This is a genomic window from Algoriphagus halophilus (assembly GCF_041729275.1).
Lineage (GTDB): Bacteria > Bacteroidota > Bacteroidia > Cytophagales > Cyclobacteriaceae > Algoriphagus > Algoriphagus halophilus_A.
The window spans coordinates 4,681,216-4,707,484 of record NZ_CP146486.1; the positions used below are offsets into that span (position 1 = coordinate 4,681,216).

A 26,269-nucleotide genomic window follows, 5' to 3' on the forward strand; every position below is an offset into this window, starting at 1 on the left:
AGGCAAAAGCCTCCTCTAATATACTATTTCTGTCCTACAAAAAATTTTTGTAAAACAGTTACTATTCCCATTTTAACTCATTGGAAGATTCTTCTTCCTCTTTTTCATATTGATCAAAATCAACATCTGGCAGTAGCTCATTTTTAACATGGTCTACAGACTCATTCAATGCTTCAACGAATTTGAAAAAATCTTCTTTGTAAAGGAAAATTTTATGCTTTTCGTAAGAAAAAGAGTCTCCGTTAACTCTTCTTTTACTTTCTGTAATCGTTAGATAATAATCGTTAGCACGGGTCGATTTGATATCGAAAAAGTAGGTTCTCTTTCCTGCCTTCACTTTTTCGAAAAGATTTCTTCCCTGTCGTAACCTCTTTGATCTTCCACAGTTCTTCTATTAATTAATTTTTGATAAAGATAAAATACAACCTAAGATAAGACAATTCAGAGATAGAAATCAAAGCTATTTTGTACCTTTTTTCTAGAATTGGCCGATTTTAGGCGTAATAAGTTAAAAATCAGGGCTCAAATTAGTCCATGAAATCCCAACTTATTACTTTATTCACCATGCATTAATGCTTTTTTTGCAAGCAATTCTTCCTCTGTCTCCACATGATCAGGATCATCCACGCAACAATCCACAGGACATACCGCCGCACATTGAGGCTCTTCGTGAAAACCATTACATTCTGTACACTTAGCAGTTACGATGTAATAAAATTCATCCGATACAGGTTCCTGCGCTTCATTTGCATCCACAACAGTACCGTCTTCTAAGGTTACTTCTTTAAGAGATGTTCCTCCTCCCCAAGTCCACTCTACACCACCTTCATAGATTGCAGTATTTGGACATTCAGGCTCGCATGCACCGCAGTTGATGCATTCGTCAGTAATCATTATTGCCATAACTCAAATATTTAAATCCAAAAGTAACAAGCCTGACTTGAAGAGACAATAAAAAAATGATAAGGACTTGAATTTATATTCATTCTTTCCTGCTCCTTCCTCCTAAAATCGGTAAATTCGCAGTTTTAAAATACCCTTATGATTTTATCCAAGAGAATAGAAGCATTTATCAAATTAGGACGAACCATTCAGGATTTGGATGAAGAGGCGAAAGAGGAGCTATACTGGAGATCCCAAAATGGTAATAATTGGTTTACTCAAGAATCAGTTTCTTCCTCGCTGGAAGGAATAGTATTCATGCTTCAAGAAGGTAAGCTGAAAAAATGGCTTAGTGAATATGAGATAAAAGAAGAAGTGGAACCAAAATCAGTAGGTATTCTGATGGCTGGAAATATTCCATTAGTAGCTTTTCATGATTTGATGACCGTATTAATTTCTGGGAATAAGGCTTGTGTTAAATTAAGTTCATCGGATACCGTATTGATGAATTGGGTAATTAATCAACTTATTCAGATTGAGCCAGAATTCGAGTCCTTCATTTCTGTGGAGGAAATGCTTAAAGGAAAAGATGCTTATATCGCAACTGGAAGTGATAATTCAGCTAGGTATTTTAATTATTACTTTGGAAAATACCCTAGTATAATCAGACAAAACCGAACATCGATCGCGATTCTTTCAGGAGAAGAGTCTCAGGAGGATTTAAAGAGTTTAGGGAAAGATATTTTTAAATATTTTGGACTGGGATGTAGAAATGTTTCCAAGATTTTTGTGAAATCTAAAGATCAGCTTGGGGATTTATTGGATGCCTTAGAGGGATACGCTTCCATCGCGAATCACCATAAGTATCACAATAATTATGAGTATAATAAATCCATCTACCTCGTCAATAATGAGCCTCATTTAGACAATGGGTTTCTGATTCTTAAAGAATCTATAGAGCTCGTATCACCTATTTCGGTCCTTTATTATGAAATCTATGATTCTAAGAATGACCTGTTGAATAAATTGGAATCCATCAAAAAAAAAATTCAGTGTATTGTCGCAGATTCTACTTATTGGGGTGGTGGAGTTTCTTTTGGTTGCGCCCAACAACCTGAACCTTGGGATTATGCTGATGAGGTGGATACCATGGAGTTTTTAATCGGATTAAATTAGGAAGGTTTTGTTCCAATAGGGAGTTGAATGCAAAAGTGGTTCCTTTTCCTAATTCTGATTGAACATCCAAAGAGCCATGGTTTTTGGAAATGTACTCATTTACTAAAATAAGTCCCAATCCAGTACCTGATTCATTGTGCTGACCTTTGGTTGTGAAAGAGATCCCGTTTCGAAGTTTCGTAAGGTTTTCTTCAGATATTCCTGATCCATTATCCTCAATGCTAATTGATACGTGTTGCTCTGTGATTTTAGTGGACATCTTGATGATTCCGTGAAGCCCCGAAAACTTCACCGCATTGTTGAGCAGATTTCGAATTACCAGGTCAATCATGTTTTTATCTGCTAGCACCCAAGCTTCTGATTCTCCTTCCAATATGAATTCTATTTCTTTCTCCTGCGCAATTCTTTCCAAGAGATTTTTTTGTTGAACCAATACTGGATATACATTAAAGTCAGATAGTTGTAAGAATTCTCCTCGAATTTGAGAACTGGTCCACGCCAAAAGGTTTTCAAGAAGAATTGCCACGTTTTCCATGTTTTTTGAAATTTCAGGCATCATGGCCATAAATTCTTCCTGAGAAATTATTCCACTTTGAGTAAGATGAATCAACTCTTTAACACCAAAAATTGGACCTTTAAGGTCGTGTGAAATAATGCTAAAGTACTTATCCTTTAGGTCGTTAAGTTGCCGTAATTCCTTTGCCTGTGTATGCAACTTTTCCTTTGTTAATACTTCTTCACTAATGTCCTCAAAGAGTAAAACAGACCCACTTAAAGATGACTTTCTTTCCAAAATGGGGATGCATTCAATCCTGATCACTTTCCTTTCATCAAAGGTGTCATCTTGAACCTCAATGGTTTTAGCTTCATTCGATTGAATTAAATCAAGAATAACCTGATAATCTTTTAAAATCAGTTTGAGATTTTCTCCTGTCTTTATAGACTCAGGGTTTTTATAAAATGCTTTAAGTGCAGGGTTGAAATCCACGATGTTTAAACTGGAATCGATGACTAACACACCTCGAGTAATGGTTTCGATAATTCTTTCTTTTGCAATAGGTTTGATACTAAATAAGTTGAATCGAATGATTGCAAAAGCTAAAATCAGATAGGTAAACAAGAATGCATATGGGGTCAAATCAATTTCTGAATACACCCGGATGATGTCCAACTGGTAAAAAGGTTGATGATGATGGGAACTATGCCAGCTACAAAAATGAATTTCGTCTGAGTTTTGTAAAGAGGATCAGCATTATGAAATCGTGTCCAAAGTATGATCAGACCTATTACAAATGTAGCGTAGGAATAAAAAATGTTCACCAAATACCAAGGCCCAATAGTAATCTCTAGAACAGGAAAAGGACCTTGATCATTTACTGAAGTATGGGCATAATGAAGGTGATGGAAGTCATTGGTTAATAAAATTACATAGGATATTACCGGGATTGCTCCGATTAAAAAGTAGATGAGTTTTAAAAATTTGGATCTCATTCCTGTATATTTCATACAGAAAATCAGCCAAAAAGCAGGGGTTGATAAAATTCCTAGGTATTCGAATTTTATGAACAATAGCATTGCTTCTTTTGTATGGCTCGATAATTCCAGCCCATAAAATAATCCCCAAATGGAAACAGAAAGCATGGTCAGCGCTATCCACCTGGTAGAATCCCCTAGTCTAATTGCTATAAATGTGGATAGCATTCCTACTAAGGCCCCTGAGAAAAGAAGGGTAATTGAAAATGGATTTAGTACAAGTTCCATCTTGTGAGTCCACTGGAATATCTGTCAGCGGTTTTTTGGGTTTTGGTGGTGATTAATGGATAATATTAAGTTTTAATTTTAAACTAAAAAAACAATCTTAAAATTGAATAGATCTAATAAACGACAATTTTTTCCAAACCCCTTTGTTTTGGTTTTTGGGCTGACAATTTTTTGTTTTAGTTGGGTAATAATTTCAGAAGTAGAGCCAAATCAGACGGTTGGAGAAAAATTATTTTCTGCACTGGATTATTGGCAATCAGGATTTTTTGGCCTGCTAGGTTTTACTGTTCAAATGATGATGATATTGGTCTTTGGATATGCCCTGGCCATAGTTGAGCCAGTGAATAGATTTTTAAAAGCAACAGCTTCTATTCCTACAAATTCTACTCAAGCTGTATTGAGTACTGGTCTGATCACCATGCTAGCAGGTCTATTTAACTGGGGCTTTGGTTTGATCATAGGAGCTTTGTTAGCTCGCTATATGTGTGTTGCATTAGATGAAAAAGGATTGAAATCCAATGCCGCTTTATTGGCTTCCGCAGGATATTTGGGAATGGCAGTTTGGCATGGAGGGCTTTCTGGATCCGCCCCATTGAAAGTAGCTGAGCCAACCCATTTTTTAGTAGACCAAATTGGGGTAATTGGAATGGATCAAACCGTGTTAAGCAGCTACAACATAGGGGTTACCGCTGGATTGATGATCGTATTCCTTGGGGTTCTATTGGTTTGTGATCATTTTTTTATTCCAGCCCTTGGGGAAACTAAATCTACACCCTTGAAGCCCATCAAACCGGGAAAAACGTATCAACTCGGTGGTGTTTTAGGAGGAGGGATGTTATTGATTTTGGGGATCAATTATTTTTTAAGTTCGAATCCCGAAAATGCCTCCATCAACTTAAACTTGGTAAATTTTTTCTTTTTGGATTGACTTTATTGGTATACAAGTCATTCCAGCAATTTACCAAAGCAGTGACCACTGGATTAAAAGTTTCAGCCGATATTTTTATTCAATTCCCGTTTTATGCGGGGATATTAGGGCTAATGACCCAATCAGGCCTATTGGTTCAGTTTTCAAATCAAATTGTTGATTTTTCCAGCTCAGCCAATCTTCCTGTATTCTCCTTTTTTCGGCGGGATTAGTGAATGCGTTGATTCCATCAGGAGGTGGGCAATGGGCGGTGCAAGGGCCGGTACTCATGGAAGCAGGAAAAGCACTGGGAGTCTCTTATGAAAAATTGATTTTGGCCTTTTCTTATGGAGATCAACTGACGAATTTACTTCAGCCTTTTTGGGCTTTGCCATTGTTGGCAATCACGGGAGTTAAGCCAAAGGAGATGTTCAAATATTGCTTTTTACTATGCCTGGTTGGAACTATTTATCTGACTGTTGTCCTTTATATTATTCATTAATTGAATCAATAAGGTTTATAATGGTTTTAAATTAGGATAAACCCCTGTCTACAGCTTGTCTGTGGCTACCGATTATTGGGCTATATTTCTATATTTGCCTTCGATAAAACAGAACCTTTTAATACAACATAAAATACCTTTACAAATGGCATTTGATATAGAAATGATCAAGGCAGTGTATGCGAAGTATCCTGAGCGTATCGCAGCTGCCAGGAAGGTGGTGGGAAAGCCACTTACTTTAGCTGAGAAAATACTTTATGCTCACCTTTGGGAAGGAGATGCTACACAAAGCTTTGAAAGAGGGAAGTCGTATGTAGATTTCGCTCCTGATAGAGTTGCCATGCAAGATGCAACTGCCCAAATGGCGCTATTGCAATTTATGCAAGCTGGAAAAGATAAAGTGGCAGTCCCTTCTACTGCGCACTGTGATCACTTGATCTTGGCACAAAATGGAGCAAAAGCTGATTTGAAAAGCTCTCTTACGGCCAGTGGTGAGGTGTTTAACTTTTTGGAGTCAGTTTCCAATAAATATGGAATAGGGTTCTGGAAGCCAGGAGCAGGTATTATTCACCAAGTGGTATTGGAAAATTATGCATTCCCTGGCGGAATGATGATTGGAACAGATTCCCATACTGTAAATGCAGGTGGACTAGGAATGGTAGCGATCGGTGTTGGTGGTGCTGATGCAGTGGATGTAATGGCTGGAATGGCTTGGGAATTGAAATTCCCTAAACTTATAGGTGTGAAGTTGACCGGAAAAATGAATGGTTGGACTTCCGCCAAAGATGTCATCTTGAAAGTAGCTGGAATCTTGACTGTAAAAGGAGGAACCGGTTGTATCGTAGAATACTTTGGAGAAGGTGCGAAATCACTTTCTGCTACTGGTAAAGGTACCATTTGTAACATGGGTGCTGAGATCGGAGCAACTACTTCTACTTTTGGTTATGATGAGTCTATGGAGCGTTACTTGAAAGCTACGGATCGTGCGGATGTAGCCGAATTAGCGAATGCTGTAAAAGAACATTTGACAGGAGATGAAGAGGTTTATTCCAACCCAGAGAAATACTTTGACCAAGTAATTGAAATTGATCTTTCCACTTTGGAACCACATATCAATGGTCCATTTACACCAGATAGAGCAACTCCAGTTTCTCAGATCCGTGCAGAAGCTGAAAAGAATGGATGGCCAACCAAAGTAGAGTGGGGTTTGATCGGTTCTTGTACCAATTCCTCCTATGAAGATTTGTCAAGAGCTTCTTCCATCGCTCAACAGGCGGTAGATAAAAAATTGAAAACCAAAGCTGAATTTGGAATTAACCCAGGTTCTGAACAAGTAAGATTTACAGCGGACCGTGATGGACTATTGAAGATCTTTACAGATTTAGATGCCACGATCTTCACGAATGCATGTGGACCTTGTATTGGACAATGGGCTAGAGCAGGGGCAGATAAAAAAGAAAAGAACACCATTGTTCACTCTTTTAACAGAAACTTCTCAAAACGTGCGGATGGAAATCCTAATACCCATGCATTTGTGACTTCCCCTGAAATGGTGGCTGCAATTGCTATTTCTGGTGACTTAGGTTTTAACCCACTTACAGATACACTGGTCAATGCTGACGGGGTAGAAGTGAAGTTGGATCCACCAAAAGGTGATGAACTTCCAGAAAAGGGTTTTGCAGTAGAAGATAATGGATACCAAGCTCCAGCAGAAGATGGAAGTGGAGTGGAAGTAGTAGTGAAGCCTGATTCCAATCGTCTTCAGTTGTTGGAACCATTTGCTCCATGGGATGGAAAGAATATCACTGGTGCAAAATTGTTGATCAAAGCTTTCGGAAAATGTACTACTGACCATATTTCTATGGCTGGTCCCTGGTTGCGTTTCAGAGGTCACTTAGATAATATTTCAGACAATTGCTTGATTGGTGCTGTCAATGCATTCAATGAGGCGACCAACTCTGTAAAAAATCAATTGACTGGTGAATATGGTCCGGTACCTGCAACTCAAAGAGCTTACAAAGCAGCTGGTGTTCCAACCATCGTAGTGGGTGACCATAACTATGGGGAAGGTTCTTCCAGAGAGCATGCGGCCATGGAACCAAGACACCTTGGGGTCAAAGCAGTATTGGTGAAATCTTTTGCGAGAATTCATGAAACCAACTTAAAGAAGCAAGGTATGCTTGCCTTGACTTTTGCAAATGAAGCAGATTATGATAAAGTTCAGGAAGATGATACCATCAACTTCTTAGACTTGGATCAATTTGCTCCAGAAAAGCCTTTGACTCTTGAGTTTGTTCATGCTGATGGTTCTAAAGACCTAATTGTTGCGAACCATAGCTATAATGATGCTCAGATTGATTGGTTTAAGGCAGGTTCTGCATTAAACTTGATTAAGGCAAAAGCCAAGTAAGAGAACCTCTTTATATTCGAAACCGCAACATTTTATGTTGCGGTTTTTTTTGTGCTCAATTTCTCTTATGAAATTAGTTTTTACTTGTTTCCCTTCTATTCAAACTAAATTATTTCCATTTATCCTTGAATTTTGATTTCAGATTCTGAAATGAAAACTTTTATGCAAAAAATGTATTTATAAGACGATTTATTTGTTATGAAATGCAAATTGATGTATGTTTACAGCAGATAAGACTGTAGCAAGTCTCAGCTTTGAAAAAAGGCATACACCCAAAAAGCGATAAATTATTCAATGCAAGAAAGAGGTATTAATAGCACCTTTAAAAAAATCATTTACGAATCTTCGGAAATGGTGTTTCTTGCTGATGATACGTTTCCCTACAGTATTTTCTATGCAAATGAATCATTTGAAACGCTCATAGGGGAGTCACTCCAGGAAAAGACCCTTGCCGGTCTAGGTTTGGATATCAATGCCTATATCTTTAAGGAAGAACTGATTCTTTCACATGGAGGCAAAGATTACAGCTTTCGGTTAGAGCTTCCCCATGAGAACGGCTCTAATTATTTTCTTTTCTACAAAGGGAAAGAGGTAAAAACACATGGGTTGCCAAGTAAACAAGAAGCGCAACAGTTTTTAAATCCAATCTTGATATCATTGCAATCGGTCAACATGATTACTTTACTTATGTGAATGGATCTGTATTACCAGTATTAGGGTACGAGGTAGAAGGATTATTAAATACCAGTTTATGCAACTTGATCCATCCTCAAGATTTGGATCTCATCAAGTCTACTTGGAAAGAAAACGCCGGTCAGGAAGGGAATGCTTTCTTTGAAGTTAGGATAAAGTGTAAGCAGGGCCTTTATAAAAGTATTGAATGTTCTGTCCAGTTTACGCCGGACAGATTTTTTATTATAGGCCGGGATATTTCTGACAGAGTAAAAGAGGAAGAAGTATTGAGTCAAATCGAGGAATTGAAAATTGCCTCTCCCATCAAAGCTCAATCGGGCTCTTGGAGGTATAACAAAAGTACTCGAATCATTCATCTGGATTTAACAGCCTCCAACTTATTAGGCTTTCCTCAGGTTATTGATTTGAATAGAATAGACCTCCATGAACCCATACAGGAATTCAAGTCCGTTTGGAGTGCTGTCTTTGATCAAAAGGAGCCTGTACAAGGAGAACTGGAATGTGAATTACCAATCAAAAGTCTTGAAGGGAAACATATTCAACTTAAAGGAATTCCTGTAAGTGACAGCAGTGACCAATTTGCAGGTGTTTTATGGGACGATTTTGAAATAGTACAACAGGCAAATCGCACAAAGACGCTGGAGCAACTTTTGATGGAATCTCCTGAGCCAGCGATGGTTGTCTATCCAGATGGAGAAGTATTCATAGCAAATGCAGAAGTCAATCGACTTTTTGGAATGGATAAGGAAATTACCCACCTGTCTGACCTCGGAGTTTTGTTTGATGATCCAGAACTTTGGAAAGATTGGATCCAAACAGAAGATAATAATAAACATACCCAACGATTCTCTTCCTTGTTAATCAACGGGCAAGGCAAGCAATTGACTTTAGAAGTAGCTTCTAAAGTGGTTTTGACTTCCGAAAGAAGTTTGATTAGTATCTCCTTTAGAAATATTTCCGAAAAAGTAACTCTAGAGAAAAACCTGGAGGAAAGCAGTAACTTCTTGATGAACCTAACAGAGCAAGTTCCTGGTGGATTGTATCAGATGTTGTTGGATAAGGAAGGTAAAATGAAATTTTCATTCCTTTCGAAGGGAATCAGTTCTGTGCTTGGTTTGAATCCGGAGGAGATTAAGGATTTTGAGGATATTTCCTCTGCCATTTCCAGAGTACATCCTATGGATTTGCCTCAGGTGATCATGAGTTCTGTAGCCTCAGCACGTAAACAAGAACCTTGGCAATGCCAATTTAGGGTCAAAACCAATGCTGAGAATAACGAATATCGTTGGGTGCTGGGAGCTGCCCGGCCTCAGTTGTTATCCAATGGTGATATGGTTTGGTATGGATATCTGACCGATATCAGTAACCAAAAAGAATTTGAAGCTAAGCTGGATGAAGCGAGGAAGACCGCAGAAAAAGCTAGTCAAATCAAATCTGATTTCTTGTCCATGATTAGTCATGAGTTAAGAACTCCTCTGAATGCCATTTCAGGTTCCACCTACTCGTTACTCCAAGAACAGCCTACTGATTCCCAAAAAACAGCTTTAAATACCATAAACTTTGCGGTAGATAATTTGATTATAATGATCAATGATCTACTTGATTTCCAAAAAATTGAAGCTGGTAAACTTACGATTGAGAAAGCACCTTTCCATTTTGAAAATCTGATCAATCAAATAATTAAGGGATTATCCTTTCATGCACGTGACAGCAAAAATAATTTAAACCTGCACACCTCGGAAGGATTGGATAAATGGTTGAAGGGAGATAAAACCAGGTTGTCCCAAATATTGAATAACCTGATTACAAATGCCTTGAAATTCACAAAAGAAGGGGATGTAGACGTATCAGTTTTATTGAGAAGCCAAGATTCAGAAAAAGTAAAAATCTATTTTGAGGTGAAAGACAGCGGGATCGGAATAGCCAAAGAGAATCAAGAAAAGATTTTCAATGATTTTGATCAGGTGAAGCCTACGTTTAGCACAAAGTATGGAGGTACTGGTCTTGGGCTTTCTATTACTCGAAAATTATTGGGTTTAATGGGAGGAAAGATCCAATTGGAATCCGAGGAAGGTAAGGGGAGTAGATTCTTTTTTGAATTAGAATTTGAGGTTTCCGAAGATCAACCTTTATCCCAAATCGCTGCTAAAGAAGTACAGAAGGATCCTAAGGTATTAAATCTGTTGATGGCAGAGGATAATGATGTAAATGCATTGGTCTTAGGTAAAATTATAAAGAAGTGGGGCTTCAACTATGAACGCGTATTGAATGGTCAGGAAGCCGTGGAAGCTGTCAAGTCAAAAGACTATGATTGTGTGTTGATGGATATTCAGATGCCTGTAATGGATGGGTTCGATGCAACCACCGCCATCAAATCATTTTCTGCCATCCCTGTAATTGCATTAACTGCCGCCGCAAAGCTTGAGATCATGGAAAAGATAGATCACTGTGGCTTTGATGGATTTGTTGCCAAACCGATCGATGCGGCAGAGCTTTTGAAGAAAATACAAGAAGTCGTTTCCGGAGAGAGCTATAGTGCCTGAGCTTTTTGAATGTATTCCGCTACCAAATCCATGTCTGGATAATTTTGACTTAGCTCAGCCAAAAATTGCATAGCAGTGACTTTATCCCCTTTCATTACATAATAGATTCCTTTATTTCTTAGGGCAAATGGATTATTGTCATCCATTCTTAGACTTTGGTTGACCAACTCTAGACCTTCTTCCAATTTCCCCAAATACATCAAGTATAGGCCTTTATTGTTGTAATAATAGGCTTGGGAATTATTGATGGTGATCGCTTTATCCACTGCATTTAATGCATTTTCGTAATCTCCTTCATCAAAATAGATCATGGATCTCAAATTGTGAAGATTAGGTTCCATTGGATTTACTAATTCCGCTTGGTCCAAGATTTCCATGGCTTCAGCAGGCTTATTCTCATAATAAAGTAGGGTTGCTTGATTAACCAATAAATCAGAATTGGTAGGATCTAAGCTTACTGCTTTTTCGAAAGAGGCCAGTGCTTTTGGATAATTGTTTAATTTCTCTTCCACCAGGCCAGATAAGAAAAAGATTTCCAGGATTGATCATCTAAACTAATGAGTTTCTCTGCATCCTCTCTTGCTTTGTAAAACTCTCCATTGTCCAAGTACGCCAAGCCTCTTTGGAAATAACCTTCAAAATTGGAAGGATCGAGTTTTAGCGCATCATCCAATGCATGAATGGCCAAATCAAGTTGATTGATTTTTAAATGGGCCATCGCTTTGTTGAAATAAGCGTCAACGTAATTGCTATCTAGCTTGATGGCTTCTTCGTAGAAAGAGATAGCTGATTTAGGATCGTTTTCTTCAATTTTCTCATTCCCCTTCAATAGGAACCTGCCTTTTTTATCCTCGACGGTGTCGCAGGAACAGATTCCTAAAAAGGCAATTATTACAATGGATTTAATCGCTATCCTCTTCTTTACGCTCAATTTTTGCATGATCTTCTTCTTCACCTAATAGTAAGGCAAATGGGCTAGTCTGGTCGCTTAATTCAAATATTTCCCTTAGAATTGCTAAGGTAGGTATAATCAAAACCATTCCGGCAATCCCCCAAATGGAACCACCAATTAATAGTCCTAAGAACGTGATGAAAGGATTCAAGTTGACATTACCACCAACAATTTTTGGAGTTAAGAAATTACCCTCAATCAGCTGAATAATCTGGTAAGATGCCAATACTGCCAAGGGGTAGAAAAGACTATCCTTGGTCAAAAAGGAATAAATCATAGGCATCAAGGCACCTATAAAAGGACCTACATATGGGATGATGTTTAGAAATGCAGCTATTATCCCAAAGAAAATAGCATGCTTGATACCAAGGGCACTAAATGCAGTAACATTTAGAACAGCCAAAATTCCCATCACCTTCACCACGCCAATAATGTAGTTTTGAAGCAGTTTTCTGAGACTAGTAATTCTCATCTTCACCAATTGTGGGTCTTTATCCCGATAAATCCGGATCATCACTTCTGTCAGGTGATCCCTGTAAAGGAGAAAGAAAAACATGAAAACAGGAATAAGAACTGCGCCGGAAAGGGAACCAACTGTTCTCAACGCAAATCCGGTAATGTTTGCACCATGTTGTTGTAATAAGGTTTTAATATAATCATCACTTGCTTTCTCTTCCAGGTTTTCGTCTATCCCAAAATTGCTGTAAGTCCAATCATCAATTTCTTTCGCATAATTGGATAGCTTTTCAGAAACATTGTCAAAATCATTGGTAAAATTAGAAACCGTGGTGATTATAAAAGATAAAAAACCTACGACCATCGCGATATTAACCAATAAAGAAAGTATACAGGAAACGGTTCTGGGGATTTTTTTCTTTTCAAACCAATTAGATAAGGGAGTAAAAAGGACTGCGAAAAAACCTCCCATAAATAAGGGGACTAGGAGACTTTTGCCAACAATAAGGAAAAAGACCAACACAATGATGAAAATCAGCACTGACAGGGCTTTTAAATAAGGGGGTAAAATAAAACCTTTCTCTTTCATTTATGTGACTTTAGTTGTTCCTAATCTCTACTTAATATAGGAGATTTTCAATAATATTTATTCAATCATAATTAGGATTCTATTAAACCAGCCCGCTTTAATAAAGCATCTGTTTTAGGTTCTCTTCCTCTAAATCTTTTATAGAGAACTGATGGATGTTCGCTTCCACCTGCTGAAAGAATATTCGTTTGGAAAGAAGCTGCCGTAACCTCATCAAAAACCCCTTTTTCCAAGAATAAGTCAAAAGCATCTGCATCTAAAACCTCAGCCCATTTGTAGCTGTAGTATCCTGCTGAATATCCTCCCTGAAAAATATGAGAAAATGAAGTTGCCATCAAGGTCTCAGGAACTTTAGGCAGTAAATCAGTCCTTTTCATGGCCTCCTGTTCAAAGGCAGGAATGTCAGTAATCGTAGATGCTGGAGCACTATGAAATGCCATATCTAGCAATCCAAAGCTAATTTGTCTAACTGTTTGATAACCTTGTTGAAAATTTGCTGCCTTTTTCAATTTTTCTATCAGGTCCGATGGGATTTTTTCACCTGTTTCATAGTGGTCTGCAAAGAAGTCAAGGCATTCTTTCTCGTAACACCAGTTTTCAAAAATCTGAGAAGGCAATTCAACAAAATCCCAATAAACACTTGTTCCGGACAGAGATTCATAAGTAGTATTGGCAAGCATTCCGTGAAGCGCATGTCCAAACTCATGGAAAAGCGTGGTTACTTCATTGAAGGTTAGTAAACTGGGTTTGGTTTTGGTAGGCTTTGTAAAGTTGCAGACAATGGAGACATGAGGCCTATTGTTTATTTCACCCTGCATACTTTGGCCACGGTAACTGGTCATCCAGGCACCATTTCTCTTTCCGGGTCTTGGGAAGTAATCGGCATAATATACAGCCAAATGTTTTCCGTATCTATCTGTTACTTCATAGGCTTTCACATCAGGATGATAAACCGGAATTTCTGGATTCTGTTTAAAATCTATTCCAAATAATTTATTGGCAGTTTTGAAAACACCTGAGACAACTTTTTCCAGTTGGAAATAAGGCTTAAGTAATTCATCGTCAATCGCGTATTTTTCTTTTTTTAATAATTCAGAATAGTAAGCGAAATCCCATTTTTGTAATTCAGAAATCCCGTCTAGTTTTTTGGCAAATGCGGTCAATTCTTCTACTTCTTTCTCTGCTTTTGGCCTTGCTTTCTCCAGAAGTGATTCTAAAAATTGATTACTTCTTTTGGGCTTTTTGCCATGCGCTCTTCTAAAATAAATTCCGCATGATTGGCATATCCCAATAGCTTTGCTCTCTTTTCTTTCAGGGTCAAAATGTCTTTGATGATTTGCTGATTATCCAATTCATCCCCTTTGGAACATTTTGTATTGTATGCTAAGAACAGAAGCTTTCTCAATTTCCTGTTTTTCGCATAAGTCATCGCAGGAATATAACTTGGATAGTCCAAGGTGAATGCCCATTGGCCGGGCTTGTTTTTTCTTCAGCAATTTGAGCAGCAGCCTCTTTTATTCCTTCTGGCAGGCCTTCCAAGGCACTTTCTTCTGTTTCAAAATGAACGAATTTGTTGGTTTCTTCCAGCACATTCTCACCAAACTTGAGACTTAACTGAGCTAACTCTTGATCAATATTTCGTAAAATCTCACCTTCTTCGGATGTTAATTTTGCACCATTTCTTACAAAGGATTTATAGGTTTTTTCCAAAAGCATACCTTGCTCAGGTGTCAAAGTTAGTGCTGATTTGGAATCAAAAACTGAAGCTACTTTTTGGAATAATACCTGGTCCAACAAAATATCGTTGGAATGTTGTGTCAAAAGAGGGGATATTTCTCTAGCCAGTTTTTGTAATTCAGGGCTTGTTTCTGCAGAATTTAAATTGAAAAATATAGCGCTGATAATTCCAAGCTTTTTGCCGGATCTATCTAATGCTGCTATCGTGTTTTCGAAAGTTGGCTGATCCTCCTTTTTGATCCCTTCAATCTCTAATTTGGCTTCCTCAATGGCAGTTTTAATGGCAGGAAGATAATCTTCTGTTTTAATTTTAGTAAATGGAGCTGTATCGAATGGAGTGGCAAATTGAGCCAATAATGGGTTTTGCATATACTTAGAAACTATAATTTTGGTTTATCTGATGGATTTCGGTAGGAACCATCAAATGACCTGACATTTTCAATTCAGCCTCTAATCTACCAATTTGATCTGTAAAGCTCTCTCCAATCCATAAAGGATATGATATTTTTTGCACTTTAATATCCCGGAATTTCATTTCAATTGGCTCAATCTCAAACCATTCGAGTTCTTGGCTCATGCAAAATCACTTAGCGATTCTATCATAGAAAAACGGGGGAATGGGATAGTAAAGATGACTTACCAAATTAGCTAGTAACAAAATTAAAAAAGCAGCCTTATCCTATAAGGCTGCTTTTTAAGGATTAGTCAATTCGTATCCTTTTAATAATCAAAATCGCAAGACATAGAATCGGAACCAATTGGAGAACCATCAGGAGCTTTTAATGTTTCCTGTACAGTTAATTCAACGGGTAGTTCTAAAAATGCATTGATTTTTTCAGTGAGGTATTCAGAATGTTGAGAAAGCAGTACAGAAGATGTTCTTGCTGAAAGCTTTTTACTTCCATTGGCCAATTCATCTAATTGTGCTCTGGTGATCGCTCTTACCGTATTGGAAGCATTTCCATTTTTGGCTAAAGCAATCATATGGTCCACCAATTTTGTTTCAGTCATCAACTTGATTTCCGTCTCTAACCCAGAAGGAATAGTAGAGGAGAATACTTGTGTACTGACTTGATCCAATACAGACTGGTAGCTAGGTAAGCTGTTGTCTTGTAGGTGTTGTAAATAAACTCTATTCATTCTGGCATCATCCAACAGGAAGGAGAAAGTTAGGTCAACCACTGTTTCAGCTGGTGCAATTGGGTCAAAAATAGGTCCGGTTCTTGAAACAAAAGTTTCTCTGGTTCTTCCATACCCATAAGGTCTTGGAGGGATCAAAGCAAGAATATGTGGAGGGACTGCCAATTGACTTGGGGATACAGTCAGCAACAAAGCATCAAGAGCTTCTAATTGCTCTTTGGCAGGTACCCATTTGTGATTGGGTTGATTGTCTCCCTTTACTTTGTAGTTGTAATCCATGCCGCCTACCAACTTGGTAGTGGCCTCCACTTGATACCGATGCATTAAATAAAGAGGTACAAGAACCTCCTCCAACATGGCTTCTGGGGTTCCAGTTGGAATCGCATTCAAGCCAAAAGATTGTAATTTATTCGCTCTCAATTCCAACATTCTTTTCAACTCTACTGGAGAAGAAGCGCCGTTATCCCAAAGGTGGGAGCGAGGATGAGCTCCACTTGGGTCTCTGGAATCCGAATCAGTAATAAACTCATAGCCTGCTGAATAGGTGTCCTGGAGGGTTTTTTCCAGGTATTCTTCTTCAGTCATGCCGGGAGGAACAGTACCATATCCAAATTTAATTGCCCACTTATCCCATTCTCCAATTTTTTGATCATATGCCACAGAAAGATCTAATTCTCCATTGGCATTTTGGGTAATTACAGGATAAGGATAATCCATCACAGAAGATCTGTTTTCTGCAGATGTTGCATAGCTATGGGAAATTCCCAAGGTGTGACCAATTTCATGGGCAGAGAGTTGTCTTAATCGGTCCAAAGCTAGTTTTAGCATTTTAGGATCTGGCTCTGTTCCATTTTCATAGGGCTGGATCAGTCCTTGAGCAATTAAGTAATCCTGTCTCACACGAAGTGATCCCAAAGAAACATGGCCTTTGATGATCTCTCCAGTTCGAGGGTCTCTAACGCTGCTTCCATAAGACCAGCCTCTGGTAGATCGATGAACCCACTGCACTACATTGTATCGAACGTCCATAAGATCCATTCCTTCCGGAGCAAGTTCAACTCTATAGGCATTTTTAAAACCTGCTGCTTCAAAAGCTTGTGCCCAATAATTTCCGCCTTCAATTAATGCGGATGCAACTGGCTCAGGTGTTCCTCGGTCTAGAAAATAAACGATGGGCTCCACCACTTCTGAAACAGCAGCAGTTGGATCTTTTTCTCCAATCGATGTCTGGTGATAAATCGCTTTACTATTGGTTCAGTGATAGGAGTAGTAAAGTCCATATAGGAAATGGCATTAAAACCACCTCTTGGGTCAAATTCACGCTTTTGATAGTCTAAATCAGGAAGTTCTATAAATGAGTGTCTTTGACGTACTGTTACCGCATCTGAGCCAGGGGTCACAGAGCTTAGCTCTCTACCTGTAATTTGTCCTGTGAGTGTAATAACCGCTTCTACTTCCGTGTTTTTAGGGAAGTTTTTGATGGTAGGATAATACAAACTAGATCTGCTAGCATCGGTACGGAAGGTTCCTTGACGGCTTCTGGATAGTCTGCTTCCAACACCATGGGTGTCTTCCATGTAGAATTTGGTGGCTTCCACAATGAAACTTCCGTCATTTTCCTGTGCCACGTCAAATCCCCAAAGAGTGGACTCCGCAAAGGCATCCCGGATGGATTTTACTTCGGCAGGATTGTCTGAATAAGCTCGATAATCATAATTCTTTTGAACCAAAAAGATTTTATTTCCTGTCTTTCTGAATTCCACAATTCGAGTTTGTCCCAGTTGGCCCCGATCCAAGCCCAGATCGTTGGATCCTACTCCGGCAGTAAGTGAACTGACATATAAAAATTCCTTTTCTAAATCGTCAATTTCCAAATAGATCTTTCCATTTTCCTCATCTAAATAGAAATTAACAAAGCCCTCCATTTTCTTGAATTTGCTCAGATCCAGATTTTGAGCAAAGACCGAAAGGGTGCTTAGGAGTACAATGATAGTTGTGTAAAGTGTTTTTCTCATGGATTAGTGGTTTGTTGACAAATTATTAAAAAAACTACCTCAACATTGCACCATTGATGGAAAATTATCGATGTATCATATATCTAATCAAAAAGGTACTCTCCGTTTGATGGGAAGAATTAATAGTTTGAAGACCAGAGCTGATTTGTTCACGATCGGTATAACTGGTTCTTGCAAATCTGAAGTAAGCAGTTATTTGAGAATTAAATTTGTATTGTCCAAGTAAGTAATACCGCATTCCTTGGCCTGAAAAGGCAGGAATAGAAAATGTCCAGAGGACGTTGTTTTCAAATGCATACTGCCTATTGTCATAGTTATCTGTATCAAATAATGCTCCTCTTGCAGTTATTTTCCACCTTTCTTGCCCATATTGGATATCTTGGAGGATCATGAATCCATTTGTGTGTTCAGAGTTAAAGTCTACACTACTTGCCAAGATCCTTGATTTCAAAAATAAATTATCTGAAAGATGAAATTCCAGGCTTATCATGCCATTAGATTTTTTGATAGGTAAAACTACATAAGGAAGACTAGGAGCACCAGTATCATTAATATTCCGGTCCTTTTGCTCTGTCCTTATTTGGATGAACGCCAGAAGCTTTTTGGAAGGGAAATAACTAAATCGGGCCAGCCATTCAAACCCATCAGAAGGAGCGTAAACACGGTATTTTAACCAAGGGAATTTGAAAAAGTCATAATAGGCATTCAATTTCCATTTTGTATTAGGTTTCAGTTGAATCCCTACATAAGCGCCTCTTTCATTCATAGGTTTAGAGCCTTCCGAAAACGAATTGGAATAAAAGCTATGGAAATCACGGTCGTAATTTCTCCAAACAAATGAAATATCGAGCTCCTTAGACAGAGAGCTAACAAATCCTAATAAAGTTCCTTGTCCGCCTGATTTAGAAAGTCCAGACTCTCCAAAAAGAAAGAAATTTCTCCAGTTGTAATTAAAATACAAACTTCCAACCCAATTGCTTTTGCCTGAAAAATCAAATCGATTATAAACGGAGGGGCTTTTGATCCAAGGTTGATTAAACCTTGTTACTAAAAAGTTGCCACCAACTTGCAATCTATTCTGATTTGAAAATTGAATGTTTCCTCCAAGGTTTACTTCTCTAAATCTGGATTTGGTAGAAAGTTCGCTGATAGTTCTATGAAGCCCACTTTGCCCTAAAGTAGAAATCGATTCCAATTCATTTCCAAGATCGTCATGTGTCATTGAAGAGCGTCCATCTCTAGGGGCAAAGGAAGTAATAACAGAAGCCTCCCATGGTCCCTTTTGATATGTAGCACCAAACCCTCTAAAAATCCAAATTCCATGGCTGCGGTGTAGGGTAGGATGCCAATACTACTTTTTCTGACAGTAGGAACCGTTTCTGATCCCTTTCCCAAGGAATATCCTGCTCCAAATACAAGCCCTTGCCCAAATTGAACTTGAAAATCACCAAGACTTAGTGTTTTCCAGTTTTTGGTGAAGTACTTTGTGAAATGAAAAGAGAGAAAATTAAAACCATATCTTTTGGTTTGGGGATCCCAAGTAAATTGTTCACCATAATCTTTGTCAAGGGTAAGTCCAAGGCTAAAATCTCGAGCATGTTGTATTCTAAAGCGAACATATAGGTCGTTTGGATCACCTAAATATGGCTTCTTTGGCAGTCCTGAAGCAGAACTGTCTATTGGGATGAAACCTCGTCTCGGTTCCCAAACCCTTCTGTGCCGAAACAAAAGGTAGGCTTGTTCTTCCTCAAAAATTCTTTTAACAAGGTTTTTGAAAAGTTTGACTCAGTTTCACCCATTGTAATGAAAGGGAGTATTTGTGAGATGGTGTTAAGGTCTAAATTCGGAACTGCCTGCAATTCATACAGAGATAAAAAAGGTCCGAATTTTTCACGGTAGGAGAGTATAGAAGTAATTTGATTGGGGCTTAATAAATAGCTGGCCTGAAGCGTTTCGGCGCTAGCCTTATTGATATTGATTGGGTTAGAATACAGTTGAAATAAAACTTCATAGATCGATTCATAGTCCATGTCCTCATCCTGAACGGGAAAAAGTCTTTCTACCAAATTTTCGGGGTCAATAGTTGGCTTTGGAGGTTTTTGGCAGATTGATTTAAAACTCATTAAAAGGAGACAAATAAATAATGCTATTTGACCTCTTTTCAATTCCATAGATATCCAAAACTTACTTGATGGGTACTTCCCAGTGCATTTGTTTGCCCCAATGCATAATCAAACTGGAATTTCCCAGGCTTTACCCCCAAACCAAAATTTAATTTAGATGGCTGGGTGTTTATTCCACATCTTAGAAAAAGCCAGTCTTGAATTCCATATTCCAATCCAGCTTTCACATTTGGTTTATAAAGGATATCCTTTTCAGCCTCTAAATGAAGATGAAGGTTAGAAATGGGTAGGTAGGTAATCCCCAATGTTAATTGAGTAGGGTGTCGGTCATCATATTCATGGCTAATTTTAGACCTGTTTAAATTGGAAAAATAAGCTCCAATCTTGACTTGGGGTCCTAAGTCTGCTACTCCTCCTAAGCTAAAAATAAAGGAATTGGCATGTCCAAAATCTTGAATTTGAGTTTGAAACCAATCTAATTTCAATCCAAAACTGGCAATTCCCAGCTTTTGGGAAAAACCCATTCCGATTAGTTGCTGATTAAATAATTTTCCTCCAAACCGAGAGACTCCTATACCAATTGAACCAATATTGGATTTTAAGGCTAGAGCTAAATCCAAGGTGCTGAGTTCTTTCAGCCCATATCGTTGGACTGCAGCTACAGCAACTTGTGAATGGGATATTCGATCCAATGCTCCTATGTTGTTGAATATGGACCAAGTGTCGGGAAGATTTACTTTAAGATTTCCCATGCCTTGACTTCTGGCACCATGTGCTTGGGTCAAGGGGTCTGTTTGTGGAAAAGCTGAATAACAAACAAAAACAGCGAAGCATAAAAAAATACAAGCTTCATGTCTCAAAAACTTAAATGAACTATTAATTTAAATAAAATTCATTCGTTTTGAAATGAGAACTAAAAATTATTTTATTAGAAAGGCGTTTTAAAGTTGAAGAAAAAGTTGCCTCCACCAGTATTGTTTAGAGAATATTCAAACCTAAATACTGCATCGTAAAAACCGACTAAATCAATGCCCAGCCCATACCCAAAGATGTATTTGTTGGTCAGTCGAGCATTTGCAGGAATTTCATTTCTATCTTTTACAAAGCCATGGTCAAAGTTTGCACTAAGGTATAACCTGACGGGAATGGTGCTGAATTGGTCAAGAGGAACAGTTCTAGATATGTCGAAATCATAGTCAAAAAACTTCCATCTGAAGCTATTTTTATGAACATAAAGCTGTTGACCCTCTATGACATTTAATTCATATCCTCTAATGAAATTCGGATTATATCCAATACCTCTGACTAAGGTGTACGGTTGGGTTTCACTGAGAAACCAATTAGCCGTTAATCCAGTATTAAAATGGAATTTATCGTTGATTTTAAAATATTTATTGGCAGTAAGATTTACTTCTATCTCATCTAGTTCTTTGGTATAGAAGACTCCGTATTTTGTAGCTGAAAGGACAAGTAATTCTCCATCTGTAGCATAGGCTACATTGTCCCTACGATCATGACGGAAAGTATAAGTCAGGTATAAATAGCGTAAGGTATTGGAACCATGCTGGAAGTAATTCGGATTTTCTTCCAGAACTGATGGGTTTATCCAAGTATGATTGAAGGCAAGGGTTACAAAATGGAAATTGTAAAAACTCCTTCGATAGGTATACCTGATTGCGGCAGCAATATTTTTCTTAAAACATTTTCTTCTGGGGAGGTATAAAAGACCTGTCGATTGTTTTCAGATTTAATGGCAAGGGTTTTATTGTTGTAAAAAGTGAATTGAGCTGCTAACCCATGCTTTTGATTTTTGTCAATGTAAGGTTTACTGTATTGAATATCCAATGCTTTTGTAAACCCTAGTTGGCCTGCAAACTTCAATTTTTCATTTCTTCCGGCCACATTATTATGGCTTAATCTCATGCCAAAGTTTACTCTGGAAAAATCTCGTCCTTGGTTGGTCCACCATTCTGCAAAGTTTCTGTCTGCCAACTGGAAAATAATAGATGGAAGTATGTACCATCTTTCTTTAACAGTGATTACCACTTCCGCCTCATCTTCTCCAGTCAAAGGGGGGTAATTTCTACCTCGGTAAATAAGCGTAGGTTATAGATCTTTTTTTGATCTGCCTGAATAATCTCTATAAATGTATCCCAGTCGTAGTAATAGTCCGTGGTGAAGTCCAGCTCCCGTAGGATGATACTTTTTTGGTTTTTTCATTCCCAATTATAAAGATATTGTTCACCTTCACTTTTTCCGGAGTACCTGAATTAGCCGGACTAAATGAGGTGTCTACCTGCGCATAAACACGTTGAGTTCCCAAACCGAAGCTTAGAATCAGTGTAACTAGCATTACAGGAATGAAATTTATGATCTTATTGGGCAAGAGGGAATTCAGATTGAGTAATTTTGGTTTAGTAATTAAATCTTACTGAGTATTCAGATGAAGTTCAGATTATTAATTCGAAAGATAGCCATATTTCCCGTTTTGGTATACCAATACACAATATCTCCGTTGTTTCCTTCAAGTTGTCGTTATACCCCTACTTGTAGCCAATATACCAAAGAGGCAATCCTTAAATATGGGATCTTCAAGGGAGGTTGGATTGGATTGAAGAGAATTGCAAGTTGTAATCCATGGGGAGGTCACGGACATGATCCTGTTCCTTAGTTTTTTTCAGGTTTGATCCCATTACTTAGGGCACGTACCACGAGTATGATTCCTATAATTACTAAAGGTATACTTAGGATTTGCCCCATGTTTAGCGTCATATTTTCCTCAAAGTCTACCTGAACCGCTTTGAAATATTCCCAAACAAAGCGCATTCCAAATACGGCAATCAGAAATAATCCTAGCAGAAGTCCATCCGGTAACCTGGATTTATACTTGTTCCATAATCCCAACAAAATCAAGAAGATGACGAAGTAAGAAATGGATTCGTAAATCTGCGTGGGATGTTTTGTTCTACCAAAGGTTTTTACTGTAGCCAAATAATATTCCCCTTTATCGGAAATGGTTAGGTCTAACGGCCTTTCTTCTGGTTCGGCTAAATACTCTTGAGAGGACTTAAATTGGGTCAAAACATACTTTAAATCCCTTCTTAGAGTGGATTCTAAATCTGTTAGGCTATATCCTCCTTTATTGATTTCTATATCAAAATTAACGGGGACAATCCCATTGTTTTGAAGTTCAGAATCTCGATCTGTAGGCTTATAAGCCTCAATGGATTCAATGGGAACTCGCATGGTCTTCATAATGTCTTTGGCGTCCCAAGCATATACAAAACCATCATCCGTTCCTGTATCTTTACCTCCGATTTCGGAGTTCATCAAGTTTCCAAAACGAATCAATGCTCCAGTCATTGCTGTAACAATGACAATTCTATCTACTACCCAAAGGTAACTTTGACCCGAGTTCTTTTGGCGTATAACCAAAGAGCAAATAAGATGGCAATAGCAGCACCATGACTGGCTAGGCCACCTTCCCAAACTTTAAGTATTTCAATGGGATTACTGAGGTATTTTTCTGGCTCATAAAACAGGACATGTCCCAGTCTAGCTCCAATGATGGTCGCCAACACCATATAGATGGTAAGCTTGTCCACCAACAATTCGTTTTGACCTTCTTTCTTGAAAAAGTAGACCATAAACTGTTGAGATATAATAAAGCCTAAGGCAAATAATAAACTGTACCATCTGAGTCTTTCAAATCCTGAGAAAACAGCAGGGTTCGGGTCCCAAACGACATAATTCAGCAATGATTCAATCATATTTAAAGTTGATCTAATTGTTCAAGTTCTTCGGTAAATCCCCCAGATAAAATTGGAAAACGATACCAGGTTTTTGGGTCCACATTGAATTCGTCCAAATGAAAAGAAGGAGCCAATCGTTCTCTTTTCCATTGGTTTCTTGACCACAGTCTAAAGAATTTTTTGATATAATCCTTCAAAACGCTGCTTTCAAGTTGAAGTTCTTCATGAAGTATTAAAAAATGTCCATTGGAGATCTTTTGTCTCGTATGGCCAATTTTTCTATTTCCACAATGACGGCATATGGCATCAAATCTTTTTCATCCGTCTGCGTTCTTTCCAAAGGCCTAAGTTCGGCCGTAGGTTGAAGGGAGTTGACCAGTTGCAAGCCTGGCTGGTTTAAGTTTTTTTCAGCCCAATTGAGCCAATGCAAAATGAAATATTTGTCAACCGCTGCGATAGGAGAGATACTTCCACTTGTATCCCCATCCATGGTGGCATATCCCACATCACCTTCACTTCGGTTGGATGTTGAAAGCAAGAGAGAGTTCTTAATATTTGCCAGCATCCAGATAATAGGGGACCTAGATCTCGCTTGAATATTTTGTAGAGTGATATCATCCTGCTCCCAAGTAAGTGGTCTTCCGATGGCTTCCTCTATTTTTTTGGTATAGGAGATTACTTCCTCGTCTATGCTCCAATGATAAAACTTTGCTCCAATGCTTTGTGCCAATGTTTGGGCACTTCGAAAGGTATCATTCGAAGAGTTTTTGGTGCCTTGGTATGCAGTAGTCAATAATTCACCTACCAAAAATTTGTCGGCATTTTCCTCTTTTGGAGGAAGAGGCAAATTTAATTTTTGCAAAAAAGACGGATCCCTAAGTCCTGTATTCCTCGTTTGACCATTTCAGAAACCAGAATAGCAATGGTAGAAGAATCTGCGCCTCCACTTAAAGAAAGGACAAACCCTTTGCTTTTGCTCTTACGGAGGTAGTCAAATAATGCAAGAGAAGCGGCTTGAACAAATTCTTTTTCTTTTTCTAAAATTGGAGCGATGTCCTGTTTTTTGGGTTCCAGGTAAAAACTTTTAACCTGAAAATCCTGAAAGGATAAGAGTTGATTTCTGCCAAGGATTTCACCTGATTTTCCCAACATCATCTCCCCATCGAAAATCATTCTTCCCGCCTCATTTCCTAGCAGGTTTGCATAACAGTAATAGCAGTCAAAGATTTTGCTACTCTCTTGGATTAATTGGTAGCGTTCACGGGTTTTACCCATGGCAAAATGGCTGGCACTTGGGTTGAATATTAAATCAACATTTCTTTCGGCTAATCTATACCCAGGGCGAATAGGTCCTCTCCAGGCATCTTCACAGATTTCGAATCCATATTTTATTCCTTTATGCTCAAAAATCTGATCTCCTAGAGGGTAATTTTCACCTTGAAACTCAAAATCAATCAACTCATTTGCTGGCCAGGGAGTGAACCATCTGAATTCGTAATGTACTCCGTCAATGGCAAGGTATTGTTTGGCTACAAAGCCCTTTAAAATTGCATTTTCTATGACCGCCACACAATTGTAGACGTGCTCCTGAATTCTGATAGGTAAACCTACAGCTACGGTAATGTCAGTACATTCAGGAATTAATAATTCCAATTGTTTTAGTGCTTTTTGGGGGGGAAACCAATAGCTTAAAAACAAATCTTCACTACCATAGCCGGTGATTGCCAATTCAGGTAAGCAAAGAATTTCTGCCTGTTCAGATTTTGCCTCCTTTACTGCACGAATAATCCTGTCCAGATTACCTTTCCAATCCAAAGGGGTTTGATTGACAGTACCAGAAGCAATTTTTATGGGGGACATGGTAGATTAGAATTGAAAATGAAATGTACTTCTAATAAGTAATATTAAGCGAGTCACAGGCATTTTTTGAAGCTTCCTGTTCTGCTTTCTTCTTGGTACTTCCTTTGCCTTGGGCTACTTCTTCTCCATCCACTTCTAGTGCAACGATGAATTCTTTGAATCGCTGGTTCCCATGTACGTGAAGTACCTTGTAGTCTATTGCCTTACTTTCTTTTTGGGACCATTCAATGATTTTACTTTTATAATTGGTGACTGTAGCGATCATTCCCTCCAGGTCAAAATGAAGTAAAATCCTTTTTAGAATAAATTTCTTGGTAAAATGGTAACCCTTGTCCAAGAAAACTGCGCCTAGGAGGGCTTCTAAAACATCTCCATAGAGAGATTTATTACCAATGAACGTACGGTCTCCAATTTCCAGATTGAGTACTTTTTTTAATCCAATTTTTATTCCGGTAGAATTTAATGATTCTCGGTTAACAAGTTTGGATCGTGTTTCAGTCAAAAAGCCTTCGTCTCGATACGGATATTTTTGGAATAAATATTCTGCTACTACTGCACCTAAAATGGCATCACCCAAATATTCAAGTCTCTCATTGGAGATTTTGAATCCTTTTTGGTTTCTTCTGCCAGTCCAGAAGGAGTTAAGGCCAGTTTGTACAGCGCAATGTTAAAAGGCCTGCTGCCCAACATCACTTTGATGGAGGCAGCAAGCCTTTTATCTTTTTTGCTAAAGAAGAGAGTGTTGATTCCGAGTCTCTGAAGGATTTTCAA

General features: G+C 38.3%; 22 protein-coding genes and 5 pseudogenes. 7 read left to right on the forward strand and 20 right to left on the reverse strand.

From position 1 onward, the window contains the following. Positions 1–61: 61 nt before the first annotated feature. Both V8V91_RS25080 and V8V91_RS25085 read right to left on the reverse strand, forming a co-directional pair. A pseudogene (locus V8V91_RS25080) lies at positions 62–384 on the reverse strand (DUF3276 family protein). Between the two features lie 171 nt (positions 385–555). Further along, positions 556–903: a 4Fe-4S binding protein gene (locus tag V8V91_RS25085; protein ID WP_074223507.1), complete on the reverse strand. Its 348-nt coding sequence runs from the start codon at positions 901–903 to the stop codon at positions 556–558. Positions 904–1,041: 138 nt separating this feature from the next. On the opposite strand from V8V91_RS25085, the gene V8V91_RS25090 reads away from it, so the two are divergent. Further along, the gene (locus tag V8V91_RS25090) at positions 1,042–2,058 is read left to right on the forward strand and encodes an acyl-CoA reductase (RefSeq protein ID WP_373397776.1); all 1,017 of its coding nucleotides are present in this window, start codon (positions 1,042–1,044) and stop codon (positions 2,056–2,058) included. Here the strand turns inward: V8V91_RS25090 and V8V91_RS25095 are convergent. Together V8V91_RS25095 and V8V91_RS25100 are read right to left on the reverse strand one after the other, a co-directional pair. Continuing rightward, complete coding sequence (locus tag V8V91_RS25095) at positions 1,952–3,229, reverse strand: ATP-binding protein (protein WP_373397777.1); 1,278 nt, start codon at positions 3,227–3,229, stop codon at positions 1,952–1,954. The genes V8V91_RS25090 and V8V91_RS25095 overlap by 107 nt on opposite strands. Continuing rightward, complete coding sequence (locus tag V8V91_RS25100; protein WP_373397778.1) at positions 3,193–3,819, reverse strand: histidine kinase N-terminal 7TM domain-containing protein; 627 nt, start codon at positions 3,817–3,819, stop codon at positions 3,193–3,195. Before V8V91_RS25100 ends, V8V91_RS25095 begins: the two co-directional genes overlap by 37 nt. A 103-nt stretch (positions 3,820–3,922) precedes the next feature. Between V8V91_RS25100 and V8V91_RS25105 the strand changes: the two genes are divergently transcribed. The 5 genes and pseudogenes from V8V91_RS25105 (at position 3,923) to V8V91_RS25125 (ending at position 10,874) form a co-directional block, all read left to right on the forward strand. Then, complete coding sequence (locus V8V91_RS25105; protein ID WP_373397779.1) at positions 3,923–4,747, forward strand: TIGR00366 family protein; 825 nt, start codon at positions 3,923–3,925, stop codon at positions 4,745–4,747. A gap of 41 nt (positions 4,748–4,788) precedes the next feature. After that, positions 4,789–5,228, forward strand: a pseudogene (locus V8V91_RS25110) (TIGR00366 family protein). A gap of 145 nt (positions 5,229–5,373) precedes the next feature. Next, the gene (locus V8V91_RS25115; RefSeq protein WP_373397780.1) at positions 5,374–7,638 is read left to right on the forward strand and encodes an aconitate hydratase; all 2,265 of its coding nucleotides are present in this window, start codon (positions 5,374–5,376) and stop codon (positions 7,636–7,638) included. Between the two features lie 294 nt (positions 7,639–7,932). Then, a complete protein-coding gene (locus tag V8V91_RS25120) occupies positions 7,933–8,331 on the forward strand; it encodes a hypothetical protein (RefSeq protein ID WP_373397781.1) in 399 nt (132 codons plus the stop codon). Continuing rightward, on the forward strand, positions 8,328–10,874 hold the full coding sequence (locus V8V91_RS25125) for an ATP-binding protein (RefSeq protein ID WP_373397782.1): 2,547 nt from the start codon (positions 8,328–8,330) through the stop codon (positions 10,872–10,874). Before V8V91_RS25120 ends, V8V91_RS25125 begins: the two co-directional genes overlap by 4 nt. Here V8V91_RS25125 and V8V91_RS25130 read toward each other — a convergent pair. From V8V91_RS25130 to V8V91_RS25185, 12 genes and pseudogenes are all read right to left on the reverse strand, one after another. Continuing rightward, a complete protein-coding gene (locus V8V91_RS25130) occupies positions 10,862–11,386 on the reverse strand; it encodes a tetratricopeptide repeat protein (RefSeq protein ID WP_373397783.1) in 525 nt (174 codons plus the stop codon). The two genes, V8V91_RS25125 and V8V91_RS25130, sit on opposite strands and share 13 nt — an antisense overlap. Then, complete coding sequence (locus V8V91_RS25135; protein ID WP_373397784.1) at positions 11,371–11,814, reverse strand: tetratricopeptide repeat protein; 444 nt, start codon at positions 11,812–11,814, stop codon at positions 11,371–11,373. The genes V8V91_RS25130 and V8V91_RS25135 overlap by 16 nt, the downstream gene beginning before the upstream one ends. Continuing rightward, positions 11,777–12,871: an AI-2E family transporter gene (locus V8V91_RS25140; protein WP_373397785.1), complete on the reverse strand. Its 1,095-nt coding sequence runs from the start codon at positions 12,869–12,871 to the stop codon at positions 11,777–11,779. The genes V8V91_RS25135 and V8V91_RS25140 overlap by 38 nt, the downstream gene beginning before the upstream one ends. A gap of 71 nt (positions 12,872–12,942) precedes the next feature. Beyond that, positions 12,943–14,977: pseudogene (locus tag V8V91_RS25145) on the reverse strand (M3 family metallopeptidase). Between the two features lie 4 nt (positions 14,978–14,981). Next, a complete protein-coding gene (locus tag V8V91_RS25150) occupies positions 14,982–15,185 on the reverse strand; it encodes a hypothetical protein (RefSeq protein WP_373397786.1) in 204 nt (67 codons plus the stop codon). Positions 15,186–15,328: 143 nt separating this feature from the next. Beyond that, positions 15,329–16,930, reverse strand: coding sequence for a zinc-dependent metalloprotease (locus tag V8V91_RS25155; protein ID WP_373397787.1), 1,602 nt, complete (start codon positions 16,928–16,930; stop codon positions 15,329–15,331). After that, complete coding sequence (locus V8V91_RS25160) at positions 16,906–17,763, reverse strand: DUF5117 domain-containing protein (protein WP_373397788.1); 858 nt, start codon at positions 17,761–17,763, stop codon at positions 16,906–16,908. The genes V8V91_RS25155 and V8V91_RS25160 overlap by 25 nt, the downstream gene beginning before the upstream one ends. Positions 17,764–17,827: 64 nt before the next feature. After that, positions 17,828–18,985, reverse strand: coding sequence for a hypothetical protein (locus tag V8V91_RS25165; protein ID WP_373397789.1), 1,158 nt, complete (start codon positions 18,983–18,985; stop codon positions 17,828–17,830). Then, positions 18,982–19,491 (reverse strand): hypothetical protein, encoded by a 510-nt coding sequence (locus V8V91_RS25170; RefSeq protein WP_373397790.1) that lies wholly within the window; start codon positions 19,489–19,491, stop codon positions 18,982–18,984. Before V8V91_RS25170 ends, V8V91_RS25165 begins: the two co-directional genes overlap by 4 nt. After that, the gene (locus V8V91_RS25175) at positions 19,440–19,829 is read right to left on the reverse strand and encodes a ComEA family DNA-binding protein (RefSeq protein WP_373397791.1); all 390 of its coding nucleotides are present in this window, start codon (positions 19,827–19,829) and stop codon (positions 19,440–19,442) included. Before V8V91_RS25175 ends, V8V91_RS25170 begins: the two co-directional genes overlap by 52 nt. Positions 19,830–19,924: 95 nt before the next feature. After that, positions 19,925–20,671, reverse strand: a complete 747-nt coding sequence (locus V8V91_RS25180; protein WP_373397792.1) for a hypothetical protein — start codon at positions 20,669–20,671, stop codon at positions 19,925–19,927. Positions 20,672–21,515: 844 nt separating this feature from the next. Continuing rightward, positions 21,516–21,956 (reverse strand): hypothetical protein, encoded by a 441-nt coding sequence (locus V8V91_RS25185; protein WP_373397793.1) that lies wholly within the window; start codon positions 21,954–21,956, stop codon positions 21,516–21,518. 373 nt (positions 21,957–22,329) lie between these two features. On the opposite strand from V8V91_RS25185, the gene yidD reads away from it, so the two are divergent. Then, positions 22,330–22,557, forward strand: coding sequence for a membrane protein insertion efficiency factor YidD (gene yidD / locus V8V91_RS25190; RefSeq protein WP_373397794.1), 228 nt, complete (start codon positions 22,330–22,332; stop codon positions 22,555–22,557). Here yidD and V8V91_RS25195 read toward each other — a convergent pair. The 4 genes and pseudogenes from V8V91_RS25195 to V8V91_RS25210 form a co-directional block, all read right to left on the reverse strand. Next, a pseudogene (locus V8V91_RS25195) lies at positions 22,554–23,656 on the reverse strand (prolipoprotein diacylglyceryl transferase). The gene yidD and the pseudogene V8V91_RS25195 sit on opposite strands and share 4 nt — an antisense overlap. Before the next feature lie 2 nt (positions 23,657–23,658). After that, a pseudogene (nadE, locus tag V8V91_RS25200) lies at positions 23,659–25,498 on the reverse strand (NAD(+) synthase). 31 nt (positions 25,499–25,529) lie between these two features. Next, positions 25,530–26,075, reverse strand: coding sequence for a ribonuclease III family protein (locus V8V91_RS25205; protein WP_373397795.1), 546 nt, complete (start codon positions 26,073–26,075; stop codon positions 25,530–25,532). Beyond that, positions 26,057–26,269: a hypothetical protein gene (locus V8V91_RS25210; protein WP_373397796.1), complete on the reverse strand. Its 213-nt coding sequence runs from the start codon at positions 26,267–26,269 to the stop codon at positions 26,057–26,059. Before V8V91_RS25210 ends, V8V91_RS25205 begins: the two co-directional genes overlap by 19 nt.